This is a genomic window from Brevibacterium picturae (assembly GCF_900105045.1).
GTDB lineage: Bacteria > Actinomycetota > Actinomycetes > Actinomycetales > Brevibacteriaceae > Brevibacterium > Brevibacterium picturae.
The window spans coordinates 1776839-1793103 of sequence record NZ_LT629739.1 but is presented as its reverse complement, the minus strand read 5'-3'; the positions used below and the strand labels follow the sequence as shown (position 1 = coordinate 1793103).

Below are 16265 nucleotides of genomic sequence, written 5' to 3'. Positions count from 1 at the left end.
ACCTCAGTCTTTTCACTGCACCACAAAGGAGTACCCAGTGCCGATTTCCTCACCCTCCTCACCATCCTCACCTCGGGTCGTCATCATCGGAGCCGGCATCGTCGGAGCCAACCTCGCGGACGAACTCGCCCAGCTCGGCTGGACCAACACCCTCGTCCTCGAACAGGGACCCTTGAACATCCCCGGCGGTTCGACCTCGCACGCACCAGGTCTCGTGTTCTCCTCGAACGGGTCGAAGTCGATGACCGAGTTCGCGCAGTACACGATCGAAAAGCTCACTTCGTTGACCGGGTCCGATGGCCGGGGCTCGTTCCTGCCCGTCGGCGGACTCGAGATCGCCACCCAAGAGGACCGGCTCCAGGACCTGCATCGTCGCGCCGGATGGAACCGGTCCTGGGGTGTTGACGCCGAGGTGGTCGATGCGCAGGAATGCCTGCGGCTGTTTCCGATGCTGGGGCCTGACAAGGTCCTCGGTGGGCTGCTGACCCCGGGTGATGGGTTGGCGCTCGCCGCCCGCGGCACCCAGCTGGTCATGGACCGGGCTCGGGCCGCCGGCGTCGAGTTCCGTGACCGGACCACCGTGACCGGCATCGAACAGTCCGGCGGAAAGGTCACGGCAGTGCTGGCCGGGGACGACAGGTTCCCGGCGGACATCGTCGTCTCCTGCGCCGGGTTCTGGGGTCCGAACATCGGTGCGATGGTCGGGACGACGATTCCTCTGCTGCCGCTGGGCCACCAGTTCGCGTGGACGACCGAAGTGCCGAGCCTGGCGGGCAAGAACGAACAGCCGGCAAGAGCCTCGGCGCCCATCCTGCGCTACCAAGACAAGGATCTGTACTACCGCGAATGGGGTGAGCGGATCGGCATCGGCTCCTACGCCCACCGGCCGATGCCCGTCGACCTCGACACGCTGCGCACCTATTCGCCCGATGAGATCACCGACGAGGTCATGCCCTCGAGTCTGGACTTCACCCCCGAGGACTTCGCCCGCGAATGGGAGGCCACCAAGGAGCTGCTACCCGAGCTGGCCCAGACGCAGGTCCAGCGCGGCTTCAACGGCATCTTCTCCTTCACCCCCGACGGCGGATCGCTCGTGGGCCAGTCGCGAGAGGTCGACGGATTCTTCGTCGCCGAGGCGGTCTGGGTCACCCATGGGGCCGGCATCGCTCGCGCGGTGGCCGAGCTTATCGCCCTCGGCCGCTCGAACACCGACCTGTCCGGCATCGACCTCAACCGCTTCGAGGACGCGCTGACGACACCCGAATACGTCAGTGAGACCTCCCAGCAGAACTTCGTCGAGATCTACGACGTTATCCACCCGCTGCAGCCACGCGTCTCACCCCGGGATCTGCGGCTCAGCCCCTTCAACGACCGGCAGAAAGAGCTCGGCGCATTCTTCCTCGAGACCAATGGGTGGGAGCGCCCGCACTGGTACGAGGCAAATGCGTCACTGCTCGAAGAGCTGCCCGAGGAATGGAAGGCGCCGAAGCGTGAGGGGTGGGCGGACATGTTCCACTCGCCGATCGCGGCGGTCGAAGCGTGGAAGACGCGCACGAATGTCGCCATGTACGACATGACCGCTCTCAAACGCTTCGAGGTCAAAGGCCCCGGCGCCGGCGAGTTGCTGCACGGACTGACCACCTCGTCGATGCTGCGCAAGCCCGGAGCCGTCAGCTACACCCTGCTACTCGACGACGAGGGTGGCATCACCAGCGACATCACCGTCGCGATCCTCGATGAGCAAACGTATCAGGTGGGCGCGAACTCCAACATCGACTTCGCCACCATCACCCGCGCGGCGCGGGAACAGTCGACGGCAGATCCGAGTAAGTGGGCGACCGTGCGTGAGACCACGCAGGGAACCTGCTGCATCGGACTCTGGGGACCACTGGCCCGGGAAGTGATCTCGCAGGTCAGCAACGACGACCTCAGCAATGACGGGCTCAAATACTTCCGCACCAAGCAGATCACCATCGGCGGCGTCCCCGTCACCGCGATGCGTCTGTCCTATGTCGGTGAACTCGGGTGGGAGCTCTACACCTCGGCTGACCTGGGGCATCGGCTTTGGGATGTGCTGTGGGAGGCCGGCCGGGAGTTCGGACTCATCGCCGGTGGTCGCGAGGCCTTCAACTCGATGCGCCTGGAGAAGGGCTTCCGCTCCTTCGGCTCAGATATGACCAGCGAGCACGAGCCGGTCCAGGCAGGACTCGGATTCGCGGTCAAGGCCTCGAAGACCGACGACTTCCGGGGCAAAGCCGCGCTTGAGTCGCGGGCCGCTGCTGCGACGACGAAGCTGACATGCCTGACGCTGGATCGGCGGGAAGACGTGGTGCTGGGGAGTGAGCCGGTGTATGTGGCGGGAGGTTCCGCGGGCCGGACTGATGCTGCAGGTTCTGATCATGGAGCTAGTGGCGCCGTGAACAGATCCGGGAAGGCCGACGGCTACGTCACCTCGGCGGCCTACGGATACTCGATCGGGCAGACGATCGCCTACGCTTGGTTGCCGAACACTCTGAGCGTCGGAGACGGCGTCGAGATCGAATACCTGGGACGCAGGCTGCCGGCGACGGTCACCGCCGAGCCGATCTTCGACCCGGAGATGACGCGGCTGAAGGGGTAAGTCGCTGCGCTTCTGAGGGCTTGAAGTCGTGAAAGCCTGCGCAGGCGCGGCCCGGTTGGCTACTTCGCTCTCACCGAGACCACGCCGCTGCGTCGACACACACGGGCGTGCACCGGAGCCCCGACGCAGCGGCGTGGTTTCGACGTGGCGGTTTGTACTCCCTCTGTTTCTTGGGGGTGGTGCCGCCTGGGTGAGACACTCCTCGTTCCATATGGTGGATTCGTATTGACCAATAACTGGGACTGACGAAAGTATGACAGCAGGAGTTACTGTCGACTGTCCCACCTCGGTGGCGGATCCAAAGGAGTGTCCATGCCCAAGCCTGCGATCATCGGTTGGTCCCACGGAAAGTTCGGACGTTCCGAATCGCCGCTTCCTGAAATGATGGCCGATGTCGCGCGCGATGCCATCGCCGATGCGGGCCTCGAGCCGGCCGACATCGACGTCATCCATGTCGGCGTCTACAACAACGGTCTGTCGAAGCAGGGATTCGAGGCGGCACTTCCCGGAGTCGTGTTCCCCGAGCTCGCCCTCACCCCGGCTCATCGGCACGAGAACGCCTGCGCCACGGGCTCCACCGCTGTCTTTTCCGCCCATGACTCCATCGCTGCCGGCCGGCACAAGACCGCGCTGGTCATCGGCGCCGAGCGCATGACCCAGGCATCGGGCCACGACGTCAACGAGGTCCTGCTCAGTGCCAGTTACCGGGAAGAGGAAGAACACTACAAATCCTTCGCCGGAGTCTTCGGCGAGATCGCCCGCCAGTACTTCGACCGCTACGGCGACCATTCGGAGACACTCGCCAGGATTGCCGCGAAGAACCACGCCAACGGCTCCCAGAATCCGCTGGCCCACATGCAGAAGGACCTCGGCTTCGACTTCTGCAACGCGGTCTCGGAGAAGAACCCCTACGTGGCCGAACCACTGCGCCGCACCGACTGCTCGATGGTCTCCGACGGGGCCGTCGGCATGGTCATGGCCGCCGAGGATGTTGCAGCCTCGGCCCCACAGGCGGTGACCTGGCGCGGCATGGGCAACGCCAACGACGTCCTTCCCCTGTCCCAGCGCGACCCCCTGGAGATGGCCGGCGCTCGCCGAGCCATGGCACAGGCGCTCGAGGCAGCAGGAATCGACATTTTCGACCTCGACCTGCTTGAGACCCACGACTGCTTCACCATTGCCGAACTCCTCGAATACGAGGCCTTCGGGCTCGCCGAACCCGGCCAAGGCCACCGTCTCCTGACCGAGGGCACCACCGCCGTCGGCGGTGCACTGCCGGTCAACCCCTCGGGCGGACTCAAGGCCAAGGGCCACCCAATCGGCGCCACCGGCGTCTCCATGCACGCGCTCGCCGCCGCCCAGCTCACGGGTCGCTCACCAGGCATCCAAATCCAGGATCCGGAACTGGCCGGGGTCTTCAACATGGGCGGAGCCGCCGTGTCCAACTTCGCCTCAATCCTCGAGCGCGCGCACTGATGCGGGCCATCTCCCAAACCTCACCGGCCAAGGACTTCACACCGACACCTCGGCGCGGGGTCAACGTCTCCCGCTTCCTCACCCAGACGGCACGCCGGATCCCGGACCACACCGCTGTCATTGACGACGACCACTCGGTGCGCTGGACCTGGAAGGACCTAGACGACCGCGCCGAGGCTCTGGCCCGCACGCTCCAGGCCAGTGGTGTGGGCAGGCGCGACAGTGTCCTCCTCGTCTCGGCCAACCACGCCGAGGTGGTCCAATCCTTCTGGGGCATCATCCGTGCCGGAGCGGTCATCGCCCCACCGAATGCCGCACTGTCGACCGAAGAGCTGCTGAGCATCAGCGCCGATGTCGCCCCCGCCGCGATCATCGTCGACCGAGCCCACGCTGACTTCGTCGAGGCCCTGAAGCAGACGGGCTTCACAGGAGCCGTGCTGTGGATCGGGGAGCTGCCTGCTGGACCATCCGCATCGAGCGGACCACTTGGCGTCGAGGGGACAGGCTATAAAGGGTCCGCTCGACGGGAAGTGGTCCGCTCGAGCGCAGACGAGACAGCCGGGGACTTCGAGGTCGAGGAGGATGACCCCTGCTGGTACTTCTTCACCTCAGGGTCCACGGGCAAACCCAAGGCGGCGACGTTCACGCACCGCCACCTCGGCGCGGTCCTGATGAATCATCGCTGCGATCTCTTCCCCACCGAGGACGAGAACGGGGCCTCGCTCGTGCTCGCACCGCTCTCGCACGGGGCGGGGATCCATATGCTCGCGCAGGTCTTCGGCGGCACTCCTTCGATCATCCACCCTGGTGGCAAGGCCGATCCGGCCACTCTGTGGGACTCGATCGACGGCTATACGATCACGAACGCCTTCACCGTGCCCACTATCCTCAACCGCATCGTCGCAGGATTTCCTGCTGACCGTGGGCCCACCGATCATAGCCTCAATCGAATCGTCTACGCGGGTGCCCCAATGCTCGCGGCCGACCAGTCCCAAGCGTTGGAACGCCTCGGGCCCTGCCTGGTGCAGTACTTCGGCCTCGCCGAGGTGACCGGTGCGATCACGGTCTTGCGCCCCGAGGAGCACGGTCAGATCCCCGTCGACTCCGCCGGCATCGGCACCTGCGGTCGTGCCCGCACCGGCGTCGACATCGTCATCCTCGACGAGACCGGTGCCGAGCTGCCGGCAGGTGAGCAGGGTGAGGTCTGTGTGGGCGGGCCCACCGTCTGCGCCGGGTACCTGGGCCGCGCCGACGCCAACGCCGAATCCTTTGCCCACGGGGTCTTCCACACCGGCGACGTGGGCTACCTCGACGAGCGCGGCTTCCTGTTCCTCACCGGCCGAAAATCCGATATGTACATCTCCGGCGGGTCCAACGTGTATCCGCGTGAGATCGAGGAACTCCTTCTCACCGACGCCGAGGTGGCCCAGGCCGTTGTCGTCGGCGTGCCCGATCCGCAGTGGGGAGAGATCGGAATCGCGATCATCGAGCCGACGGTCACCGATGCAGATGCGGCCGAGCGGCTGCGCGCTCTGTGCAAGTCCACGCTGGCCCCTTACAAGGTGCCCAAGGAGATCCACTTCGTCGAGACGATGCCCGTCACCGCCTACGGGAAACTCGCCCGCAAGGAACTCAAAACCGAATACTCTCAAGGACGGGGGAGCGCACGATGAGCGATCTGACCGGCAAGACCATCATGGCCATCGGCTGCGGCACCCCTGACGGGCAGGTCAACAACGGCTTCGCCGCAGCGAAGGCGTTCTTGGCCGCCGGGGCGAAGGTGTGCATCGTCGACCGGGACTCGGCCGCCCTCGAGCATGCGCGTGCTGCGCTCGGGTCCGCGCACGCGACGTCGGACAACCTCGGCGAGGCCGATCCTGACGCTGAACTGGACTCACGGGTGACCACGGTCGTCGCCGATGTCGGTGACGAGGACTCCCTGTCCGCAGCCTTCGACCACTGCGCGACCACCCTGGGCGATCCCACGGTGCTGCACTACAACGTCGGCATCGTCGTCAACGGGGGACTCGACTCACTCGAGACTGCAGCCTTCGCGAAAGCTCTCGACATCAACCTCACCGGGGCATTCGCGGCGATGAAGCAGGCGCTGCCGTACATGCGCCGCGCCGGTGGCGGGTCGATCATCACGGTCTCCTCGGTGGGTGGAATGCGCTACATGGGTTACGACTACCCCGCCTATGCGTCGTCGAAGGCCGGACTCATCGAACTCACGAAGGTCGTCGGGGCTCAGCACGCGGCCGAGGGTATCCGCGCGAACTCGATCGCTCCCGGCCTCATCGAGACACCGCTGATCCACAACTCGATCAGCGGCCACTATGACTCGATCGAGGACATGCTCTCCGCCAGGCACGCACTCTCCCCGACGGGACGGATGGGCCAGCCCGAGGATATCGCCAAGCTCGCGGTGTTCCTCGCCTCGGACGATTCGAGCTACATCAACTCCACGCTCATCCCCGTCGACGGTGGACTCGTGCACAACGCCGGAACCTAGCTCGTCCACCATGCTGGGACCTGAGAAGGGCCCCACGATCTGACACGACAGCAACACAGACAGGAACAACTCAATGATGGAGGCAAAGGTGCCGACAACACCGACGAAGAGGACCATGCTCGGTTGGTGCGCCGTGCTGGTCACACTCGTCCTGCTGGTCAGCGGGTGCGGAACGAACTTCGGCACGACCGACGACGGGAAGCAGAAGTACCGGTGGAAGATGACCGTCACGACAGGCTCGACGAGCACCTGGTACTTGGCCGCCGAGAGGTTCGCCAAGAGCCTCGAAGAGGAGACGAACGGCCGCATCACCCTCAAGGTCTTCGGCAACGAACGTCTCTCCGCCGGTGAGGCCACCGCGGGTGTCGAACAGCTCATGGACGGGGCGAAGGACTTCTCCTACAACTCGCCGATCATCTACTCGGCCGTTGACCCACGCTTCGGCGCGGTCACCGCTCCTTTCATCTTCGACACCGTCGAAGAGGGACAGGAAGCACTGGCTGGCCCCGGCGGAGACGTCTACGCCGACTATCTGTCCGAGCACGGCGTCCACCTCCTGGGCTTCGGCGAATCGGGGATGCGTCAGCTCACGAACTCCCATCATCCGATCCACACCCCGGATGACCTGCATGGGCTCAAATTCCGCATCCCCGGCTTCGGTCTCTACACCGACCTCTATCGGGCACTGGGCTCGAATCCGACGACGATGCCCTTCGGCGAGGTCTTCACCGCGCTGCAGCAGGGTGCCATCGACGGTCAGGAGAACCCGATCGACGTCATCCACTCCGCCAACCTGCAAGAGGTCCAGCCCTATCTGACCCTGTGGAACTACTCCTACGACCCGCTGGTCTTCGGCGTCAACGAGAAGCTCTTCGAGTCCCTCGACGCCGAGGACCAGGAGCTCGTGAGTCGTCTGGCCGAGGACACCAACGAGTTCCAGATCAAGGAGAACCGCGACCGGGAGAAGGAGCTGATCGCCGAGCTCGAGGACAGCGGCATGGAGGTCAACAGACTCACGGATTCGGAGAAGAAGGAGTTCCGTGAGGAACTGAAGCCGCTGTACGCCGAATACCGCGAGGTCTGGGGCAAGGACATGTCCGAAGCGTTCATTCCGGAAGGGCTCTGAGATGAAAATCGTCAAATGGTTCGAAGACTGGGTCGTCGTCGCCTCGTTCATGGTCATCGTCGCCGTCACCTTCGTCAACGTCGTCTCCCGCTACACGTTCCAAGCCTCCCTGGCCTTCAGTGAGGAGATCACGATCAACCTCCTCGTCGTGCTCACGATGATGGGCGCGGTCGTCGGCATCCGCCTCGGCGCGCATCTGGGCTTCACCTACCTGGTGGAGAACGTGAAACCGAGGGCGCGACGGGCTCTGATCATCATCGGCACCACTCTGATGATCATCTTCCTCGCCGTCCTCCTCATCTGGGGCACCGAGATGATGATCAACCAGGCCATCCGCGGCCGGGCGACTCCGTCGCTGGGCATCCCGCAGTGGCTGTTCACGCTCTCCATTCCGCTGGCCGGCCTGCTCGGAATCGTCCGTACGCTGCAGGCCGCGCGCGCATCGCTTCACGAGGACACCTCCGCCGAGGCGATCGCGCAGCGCATGGCGCAGGAAGCCGCCCCGGTCATCGACGACTCGGAACTGAGCGGGCACGCCCATTCGACTGGCACCACCGACCGTGAGGGAGGCCGCAAATGATCACGCTGCTGCTGTTCGGAAGCTTCTTCCTCTTCCTCGCCCTGGGTATCCCGGTGGCGTTCTCCCTCGGACTGGCCGCCGTCACCGTCCTCATCACCACCGATGGGTTCCAGGTCCTGGATGTGGTGCCCTCGGTGATGTTTCCCTCGATGAGTTCGGGCACGCTGTTGGCGATTCCGTTCTTCATCCTCGCTGGCATCGTCATGCAGTACACGGGCATCTCCCAGCGCCTCGTCGATCTCGCGTTCTTAGTCTTCGGACGCTTCAGCCACGGCCTGGCGGCGGTGACGATCATCTCCGCGTTCTTCTTCTCCGCGATCTCCGGATCGGGACCGGCCACGGTGGCCGCGATCGGTGCGATCCTCATTCCCGCGCTGGTGCGCAATGGGTATCAGAAGAAGCACGCGGTCTCCCTCGTCGCGGCCTCGGGGTCGATGGGTATTGTTGTTCCGCCGTCGATCGCGTTCATCATCTTCGCCGTCGTCGCCTCGGAGTTCGGATCGATCTCGATCACCCGATTGTTCATCGCCGGTATCGTGCCCGGCATCATCATGGCCGTGGCGTTCTTCATCGCCGCACTTTTCGTCCCCCGCGTCCGCGAACTCGCCGGCCTGCCCGTGAAATCGGGCCGGGGACTGCTGGCCGCAGGCACCGAGCCCAGCACCACCTCCGGCGCCGAGGCGGTCGTGACCTCGGACTCGACCGCTACGGCCTCGGCTGCTTCGTCGGCGACAGCGGGTACCGGTGCGACGAAGACTCGACTGCTGAAAACCGGCAAGGCTGGAACGCCCGTTTCGGAGACCGGCTCCGGGATCGGCACGGGCGGAGTCACCGGCACGGGAGCGACTACCGAGGGCAGCTTCGGCGAATTCCTCGCCGCCCTGGTCAAGGCCATTCCCGGCCTGCTCATTCCCGTCATCATCCTCGGCGGCATCTATGGCGGCATCTTCACCCCCACCGAAGCCGGTGCCGTGGCGTCGGTGTTCGCCCTGTTGGTGGGTTTCTTCGTCTACCGCGAACTGAAATTGCCCGACCTGCCGAAGGTGTTCTTAGAATCGGGAGTCTCGACGGCGGTCATCATGTTCATCGTCGGCGTGGCCAGCCTCTTCTCCTACGTCATCACCGTCGAGGGCATCGCCGAGACCGTGTCGACGGCGGTGCTGGGAGTTACGGACAACAAGTTCGTCATCCTCGCGGTGATCACGATCATCCTGCTCATCGTCGGCGCCTTCGTCGACGCGATCAGCGCCTTCTACCTGTTCATTCCGATCCTCGTACCGATCCTGTTGGGAGTCGGCGTGGACATGACCACGATCGGTGTGTTCATGACCGTCAACCTCGCCATCGGCCTGTTCACCCCACCGGTGGGACTCAACCTCTACGTCGGAGCCGGCATCGGCAAGATCAGGATCGAGGAGGTCATCCGCGGAGTCATGCCCTTCCTCATTGCCGCGATCATCGCCCTGCTTCTCATCACCTACATTCCCGCGATCTCGAACTGGCTGCCCGACCTCCTCGGCGTCGGTTAAGTCCGGGTAACCCGCCACCGCCTGTCTTTCACACCCTTCGAAGGAGAATCATGGAACCCAATCTGCTGACGAACAAGTCTGCCCTGGTCACAGGGGCAGCTCAGGGTATCGGCTTGGCCATCGCCACCGCCCTGGCTAAGCGTGGAGCATCGGTCGGGATCGTCGACCTCCAGGGCGCCGAGGTGGCCGCGGCCAGTCTGTCCCAGCAGTTCCCTGAGCAGACCTTCACGGGGTACGAACTCGATGTCCGCGACGCCGAGGCGGTTACCGCTGCTGTGGCCTCCTTCGTGGAGGCCTCCGGTGCGATTGACATCCTCGTCAACAATGCCGGTACCGCCGCCCGAGTCGGAATCGATGAGATTACGGCCGAGCAGTGGCAGCGTGACTTGGACACCAACCTCGGCGGGACGTTCAACTTCATCAAGGCCGCAGTGCACCCGCACATGCTTCATGCCGGGACGGGGTCGATCGTCAACATCTCTTCGATCTCGGGGATCAATGGTGGTGCAGTGTCCGATGGTGAGGCAGGGGCCAGGTCAGGGCCGGCGTATGCGGCGAGCAAGGGCGGGATCATCGCACTGACGAAGTGGGTGGCCAAGGAGTACGGGCGGCAGGGAATCCGCTGCAACTCGGTGGCACCTGGCCCGGTCGAGTCCGCGCTGACCGCAGGTCAGGCCTACGACACCTCGAATCAGGCTCTGGATCGCATGGGCACACCGGCTGAGATCGCCGAGGCGGTCGCCTACCTCGCCAGCGATGGTGCGGCATTCACGACAGGACAGATCCTGCGCATCGACGGTGGGGCCGTGATGTCGTGACTGTGAGTCAGCCTTCGGCCGAGCTTGCTGTCCGCAGCGTCGGGTTCACTCCGATCAAGGGGACACGGCATTTGGCGCAGTCGGATGCCGAGTTCGACGAGTGGGGGCCGGTGGGCGACCGTCGGTACTGCCTCGTCGACATCGACAAACAGCGGGTGCTGCGGACCGTGCAGAACCCCTCACTTGTCGGCATCCTCGCCCAGTTCCATGGTGCCGAGCTGGAGGTGACGCTGCCCGACGAGCGGAGTGTCTGTGCCGCGCCGGAGGCCTCCGGCGAGACGCTGACCTGCGATTACTGGGGTAGGCAGGTCGAAGCCGAACTGACCCGAGGATCGCATGATGCACTGCTGTCATCCTGGTTGGGCGAACCGGTGCGCCTGGCGAAGGTTCCGCGTGGAGACGTCGTCTACGGCCAGCCGGTCACGCTCGTGACCACGGCCTCAATCCGCGATCTCGGGGAGCAAGTCGGGCACCCCGATCTGCTTGCCGAGGCGGCGAGGTTCCGGGCGACTGCCCTAGTCGATACCGATACCCCCTATATAGAGGAGACCTGGGCCGGGCGGGAGATGCTGCTGGGCGGGGTTCGGGTGCGGATCGGGGAGGCGATTCCGCGCTGTGCGGTCATCGACCTCGATCCCGTCACCGGGGAGCGGGGCCCGAGGGTCTTGAAGACCCTGGCCGAGTACCGCGGTGGCAATGACAAGGGAGAGCCGTTCTTCGGTGTCTATGCGCAGGTGGTGGGTGGGGCGCAGGGTTGAGGGAGATGCGGGGCGGTCTACGCCTACCCCTGTCAGCCTGCCTAAGCCTGGAGAACGAAGAGTTCGAAGGTCACCGCCACCGGGTTCGCCCGGGCAGCGAGCACTCCGGCGTGGACGTCTCCGGCGACATCGACGACCTCCGCTTCGAATCGCACCCGTGGATCCTCACCCAGAGCGCCCTTGATCGACCCTGTCAGGTGCGTGAACTCGACCGCCGGCCATGGTGCTGTCGCGTCTGTGAACACGGCACCGGTGGTGCTGCCGAGGCTGGCCCGCACCTCGGCGGAATCGAATCCTGCCTCACGACAGACGGACGCGATCGCCTCGTCGATGAGTTCGCCGGGACGCACGCGGGAGATGACCGCGTCGGCCGGCTCCTCTGTCGGAGGACCAGTCGGTGCCGACACCGGTGCGAATGCCGAGAACCCGGTTTCCGGGTCGGTCTCGCTGAGCTGCTGCGCATCAGTGAGAGCGAAGGCACGCAGGCGCATGCCCGTCGGGCCGACACGGGTGCCGGGCAGCAGGTGACCGCCCCTGGTCACGCCCTCCTCGGTGATCCAGGAGGCGTGGATATGGCAGAAGGCAGCACCGTCCCTCGAGCCCACCGTCGCCGAGGCGTGATTCAGCGTCGCCGGATCCTCGCGGTGGAATTCGGACGTGAAGGACATGGGGTGCTCGGCGTCGGGCCCATAGGCAGGGTAGACATAGTCGATCCGACCGAACTCTCCATCGACGAACTCCACCATGAGTCCCTGAACGTCGAGCGATTCAAGGAGGCCGGTCACGGAGTCGAAGAGATCATCGCCGGCGGCGAGATCGACGAGATGTTCGCTATGACGGGTCGGCACCGAGACGATTCTCGGACTCTGCCGGGGCCCGGCATGGATGACGATGTCACCGGGCTCGCCGAGGCGGTAGCTAGGAGCATCGTGTTCACTGGTGGTCTCGTGTGGTTGCGCAGCGTTGCTCATGGTTGGCCCTCCAAGCTGGTCACGGCCTCGGCGATCTGGCGTGCTTCGTGCTGGAGCAGGGTGGCGAGTTCGAACACGCGGGCTCCGGTCATCCGCTCCTCGATGCTGGCGATCGACAGTGCCGCCCGCGGTTGTCTGCCCGTGATTCTCACCGGGACCCCGATCGCCCAGGAACCCTGAGCGAACAGGCCGGGGTTGTGGACGAAACCGTCGTGACGGCCTCGGCGGATGATGTCCTTGAGGTCGGGAACGGACACCTCGGGGTAGCGTTCGGCGAGAATTCGAGCGTTGGCGTCGAAGCAGGCGTCCACCTCGGCGTCGGTGAACTGAGTCATGATCGCAAGACTTCCGGCGCCGATGCCCAAGGGGTGGCGATCACCGACGGCCAGGGCATTGTTGAAGATCGGACCGAAGCCGTCTTCACGGCGGGCGCAGATCGAGTAGCTGCCGGTGCGCAGCGTGAGGAACGCGGTGTCCTGGGTGAGCTCGGCGAGCCTGAGCAGACTCGACTCGGACTCTTCAAGGGCGGGCTCGGCGGACTTCTGCGCCAGCTGACCCAGAATCTGCGACTGCACGCCGAGGCGGTACCCGCCGTCCTCGCACCGTTCGACGTATCCCATGGTGATGAGGGCATTGAGCATACGATGCACGCTGGCCTTGGGGCGTCCGCTGATGGCCACGATCTCACCCAGGAGCGCGCCGTTCGGTTTCTCACTGCCGATGATGCCGACAAGACCTAGCAGCGACAGGGCGCGTTGGATGCTTTGGGCTCCGGTGCCCGGGCCCTGGTCGTCGACGGCGTGAGCGACGTTGAACGATGCGGACCGGCGCATGATCCGCCCGCGCATCTTCATCCGATCGAGATCATGTGTCTGCGCTTCATTGCCCATGCTGACGATTATCGGCCGTTGCCGGTGAAGGGCAGGAGGTGAATCCATGATGTGGACCGGTGACGGGTGCGAACGTCGCGATGATCCCTATCCCAGCATCCAGTGAACCGATATTTCACCAGCTGATCGTTCCACATTTCACTGGTTCGTGGCTCCACATTTCACCGGTTCTGCAAGCAGCATGGGCACAGAAGTTGCAAGAAAACGTGTTGCATAGGCTCTCCTGTGGCGATCTACCTCGGTGCCAGTCGCCTGCGCAGGGCCTGGATCATCAGGCCGAGACCTTCTGACTCCCGCTGCGGATCGGCTGCGAGGATCTGAATGTAGCGGGCATCGAGTCCCGGGTCCTCGAGTTCCACGGCGGTGCATCCCGAATGGGAGAGGTTGTCCGGAATCGTCCGCTCGGCCATCATCGCGATCATCGTCGTGCCCGACACGGCTCGCATCGTGAGAACGGGACAGGTGGCTTCGATCGTCGGCGAGAACACCTGCCCCTGAGCGCGAACGGCCTGTTCGATCCTCATCCTGGCCGTGTTGCCGGCGGACAGTGTGGCGATCGGGTAGTCGATCAGATCACGGATGTGGAGACTGGACCGCCGGGCCAGCGGATGCTTCTTGTCGAGGACCGCAAAATTCCGGGCCCGAACCTGGTCGATCTGCCTGACGCCGGGAATCGAGTCAATATTCTGATCGGATACGGAGAAATTGACGCACAGATCCGCCTCCCGGTTCTTCAGCACCTGCAGAGCCTCGAGGGAGGCGCGGTCGATGACCGAGACCTGCACCTGATCAGTGGTGGTCATAACCTGATTGATGGCATCGGCGACGACGGTCTGACCCAGTCCTGTGCTTGTGACGATGGTGATGGTCTCCACCGCTTGGGAGTAGGTGCCGAACGAATCGGTGAGCAGCTCGGACTCGGCCATCATCCGTCGTGCGAAGTCAGCGACAGCCAGGCCCGGACCGGTGGGCATCACTCCGGTCGCCGAGCGTTCGAAGAGTGTCGTACCGTAATGGTCTTCGAGTGTTTTGATCTGTCGGCTGGCAGTCGAATGGGAGACGAACAGCGCGCGTGCGGCGAGATGAATCGACCCGTATTCGACCAATGCCAGCAGTGTATTGAGGCTGCGCAGGTCGGGCATGCGATCATTTTAAGCGGAGTGGTGCATGACATGCACACTTGCCATGTGCGATTCGCACTGGATTCCGGACAGATCTGTCTTTCCATCCGAGCAGTTTTCGGCCAGTCTGCATACATGACCTCAGACCACAGCACCGACCGCGACGAGGCGGCACCGACAGACATCGCACCATCCCACGCATCAACCGACGTCACACCAGCCGAGTCATCCACCGAGGCGCGTACCGCAGACCGTGCCGCCGTCACCCGACGCGCCGGAGAGTTCGTCCGCAGTGAGGACTTCTTCGAGCTGCTGGCGGCCCGAGTCGCCCGCCGCACCGAAAGTCAGGCAGCCGGCAACGGCGCAGCCGCACACGCCTACCTCGCCGAGGAGATCGTCCCGGAGCTGACAGCACTGGCCTTCGCCACGACGATCCACGACAACCCTGAGTCCGATGAGCATCCGCTGCTCATCGCCTCACGCATCGAAGATCCCAGCCTGCCCACGGTCCTCCTCTACGGTCACGGCGATGTGCAGTTCGCTCACGACTCGCAATGGGCAGACGGGCTCGACCCGTGGGTGCTCACTCGTGACGGCGACCGGCTCTACGGGCGCGGCAGTGCCGACAACAAGGGGCAGCACACCGTGAACTCGCTGGCTCTCAAGACCGTGCTCGAGTCACTCGACACCGGCACGGGCGCTGGCGCTGGCACGGGTGACGGTGGACTGGGATACAACGTGAAGATCCTCATGGAGACCGCTGAGGAGGCCGGGTCTCTGGGTCTCAAATCCTTCGCCGCCGATCACCGGGCCGCACTCGCCGCCGATCTCTTCCTCGCCTCCGACGGGCCCCGAATCGCCGCGGAGCACCCGACGCTCTTCCTCGGCTCGCGCGGGGCACTGAACTTCAGGCTCGTCGTCCATGACCGCGAGGGTGACCACCACTCGGGAAACTGGGGTGGGAAGCTGCGCAACTGTGCCACCGTCCTCGCCTCCGCCATCAACTGTCTCGTCGACGGCAACGGGGTCATCCGGATCCCCGCGCTGCGTCCTGAGGACCCGCCCGCCTCGGTGCTCACAGCCGTCGCGAAGCTGCCCGATGTGGTCGAAGAGGGGTCACCCGAGGTCGATCCTGACTGGGGAGAGCCCGGGTTCACCTCGGCGGAGAAGGTCTTCGCCTTCAATGTCATCGAGGTCCTCGCCCTCAAGGCCGGGAACCCGGACCAGGTGGTCAACGCGATCCCGGGTGCGGCCGAGGCGCACATGCAGCTGCGCTTCGTCGTCGGCACCGACATCGACGACTTCGAGAACACGGTGCGAACCCACCTGGAGGCTCAGGGCATCCACGGGGTCGACGTCGTCTTCGAGCACTGCATGCCGGCGACGCGACTGGACCCGAACGCCCGCGTCGTCGCCGCGGCCGCGGAGTCGATCAGGACAACGACCGGCCTCGAGGCCGCGATCGAACCGAACCTGGGCGGAACCATTCCCAACGACGTCTTCGCCGAGGTACTGGGCCTGCCGACAGTGTGGGTGCCGCATTCCTACCCCGGATGCAATCAACACGCACCCGACGAGCACGCGTTGTATTCGATCCTCGAGCAGGGGGCCGAGATCATGGCCGGAATGTTCTGGGACCTGAGGCAGAATCCGGACGACTGGTTCACCTCGAAGGAGACCTCACCAGGGAGAAACTGATCATCACGGCCTTCAAGGAGCTCGGCGTGAACTGATTCGTGCAGGCTGTGGAGTGCAATTCGCCGAAAAACGGGACCCGTTTCGAGTCGCGGGTTTCCACGTAAGTTTCTCGACGTTCAACCCGTTTTTCGTTGGTAGGACCGAGGTGGGCCCAGTTGGAGCGTGA

Annotated in this window: 13 protein-coding genes; 10 read left to right on the top strand and 3 right to left on the bottom strand. The window is 64.6% G+C overall.

Annotation, left to right across the window (positions count from 1 at the left end):
* Positions 1-37 precede the first annotated feature (37 nt).
* The 9 genes from BLT92_RS08395 to BLT92_RS08355 all read left to right on the top strand — a co-directional run bounded on the left by BLT92_RS08395 (position 38) and on the right by BLT92_RS08355 (position 11419).
* Entirely contained in the window at positions 38-2620 is a 2583-nt protein-coding gene (locus BLT92_RS08395; protein ID WP_092104806.1) for a GcvT family protein, read from the top strand.
* A 312-nt stretch (positions 2621-2932) separates the two neighbouring features.
* Positions 2933-4096 (top strand): thiolase domain-containing protein, encoded by a 1164-nt coding sequence (locus tag BLT92_RS08390; protein ID WP_092104804.1) that lies wholly within the window; start codon positions 2933-2935, stop codon positions 4094-4096.
* The gene (locus tag BLT92_RS08385; RefSeq protein WP_092104802.1) at positions 4096-5769 is read left to right on the top strand and encodes an AMP-binding protein; all 1674 of its coding nucleotides are present in this window, start codon (positions 4096-4098) and stop codon (positions 5767-5769) included. Before BLT92_RS08390 ends, BLT92_RS08385 begins: the two co-directional genes overlap by 1 nt.
* Positions 5766-6608 carry an SDR family NAD(P)-dependent oxidoreductase gene (locus BLT92_RS08380; RefSeq protein ID WP_092104800.1) on the top strand — a complete coding sequence of 281 codons (843 nt, stop codon included), beginning with the start codon at positions 5766-5768 and terminating at the stop codon, positions 6606-6608. Before BLT92_RS08385 ends, BLT92_RS08380 begins: the two co-directional genes overlap by 4 nt.
* A 73-nt stretch (positions 6609-6681) precedes the next feature.
* Complete coding sequence (locus BLT92_RS08375) at positions 6682-7734, top strand: DctP family TRAP transporter solute-binding subunit (protein ID WP_231939094.1); 1053 nt, start codon at positions 6682-6684, stop codon at positions 7732-7734.
* 1 nt (position 7735) lies between these two features.
* Positions 7736-8314 (top strand): TRAP transporter small permease, encoded by a 579-nt coding sequence (locus BLT92_RS08370; protein ID WP_092104798.1) that lies wholly within the window; start codon positions 7736-7738, stop codon positions 8312-8314.
* Positions 8311-9843 (top strand): TRAP transporter large permease, encoded by a 1533-nt coding sequence (locus tag BLT92_RS08365; RefSeq protein ID WP_092104796.1) that lies wholly within the window; start codon positions 8311-8313, stop codon positions 9841-9843. The genes BLT92_RS08370 and BLT92_RS08365 overlap by 4 nt, the downstream gene beginning before the upstream one ends.
* Before the next feature lie 50 nt (positions 9844-9893).
* Positions 9894-10661 carry an SDR family NAD(P)-dependent oxidoreductase gene (locus tag BLT92_RS08360; protein ID WP_092104794.1) on the top strand — a complete coding sequence of 256 codons (768 nt, stop codon included), beginning with the start codon at positions 9894-9896 and terminating at the stop codon, positions 10659-10661.
* A gap of 2 nt (positions 10662-10663) precedes the next feature.
* The gene (locus BLT92_RS08355; protein WP_231939093.1) at positions 10664-11419 is read left to right on the top strand and encodes an MOSC domain-containing protein; all 756 of its coding nucleotides are present in this window, start codon (positions 10664-10666) and stop codon (positions 11417-11419) included.
* A gap of 41 nt (positions 11420-11460) precedes the next feature.
* Here BLT92_RS08355 and BLT92_RS08350 read toward each other — a convergent pair whose 3' ends face one another.
* From BLT92_RS08350 to BLT92_RS08340, 3 genes are all read right to left on the bottom strand, one after another.
* The gene (locus BLT92_RS08350; RefSeq protein WP_092104790.1) at positions 11461-12390 is read right to left on the bottom strand and encodes a PCC domain-containing protein; all 930 of its coding nucleotides are present in this window, start codon (positions 12388-12390) and stop codon (positions 11461-11463) included.
* On the bottom strand, positions 12387-13280 hold the full coding sequence (locus BLT92_RS08345) for an IclR family transcriptional regulator (protein WP_092104789.1): 894 nt from the start codon (positions 13278-13280) through the stop codon (positions 12387-12389). The genes BLT92_RS08350 and BLT92_RS08345 overlap by 4 nt, the downstream gene beginning before the upstream one ends.
* Positions 13281-13513: 233 nt before the next feature.
* Positions 13514-14422: a LysR family transcriptional regulator gene (locus BLT92_RS08340; RefSeq protein ID WP_092104787.1), complete on the bottom strand. Its 909-nt coding sequence runs from the start codon at positions 14420-14422 to the stop codon at positions 13514-13516.
* 114 nt (positions 14423-14536) lie between these two features.
* Between BLT92_RS08340 and BLT92_RS08335 the strand changes: the two genes are divergently transcribed.
* Positions 14537-16099 carry a M20/M25/M40 family metallo-hydrolase gene (locus tag BLT92_RS08335; protein WP_092108994.1) on the top strand — a complete coding sequence of 521 codons (1563 nt, stop codon included), beginning with the start codon at positions 14537-14539 and terminating at the stop codon, positions 16097-16099.
* The last annotated feature ends 166 nt before the right edge of the window (positions 16100-16265 follow it).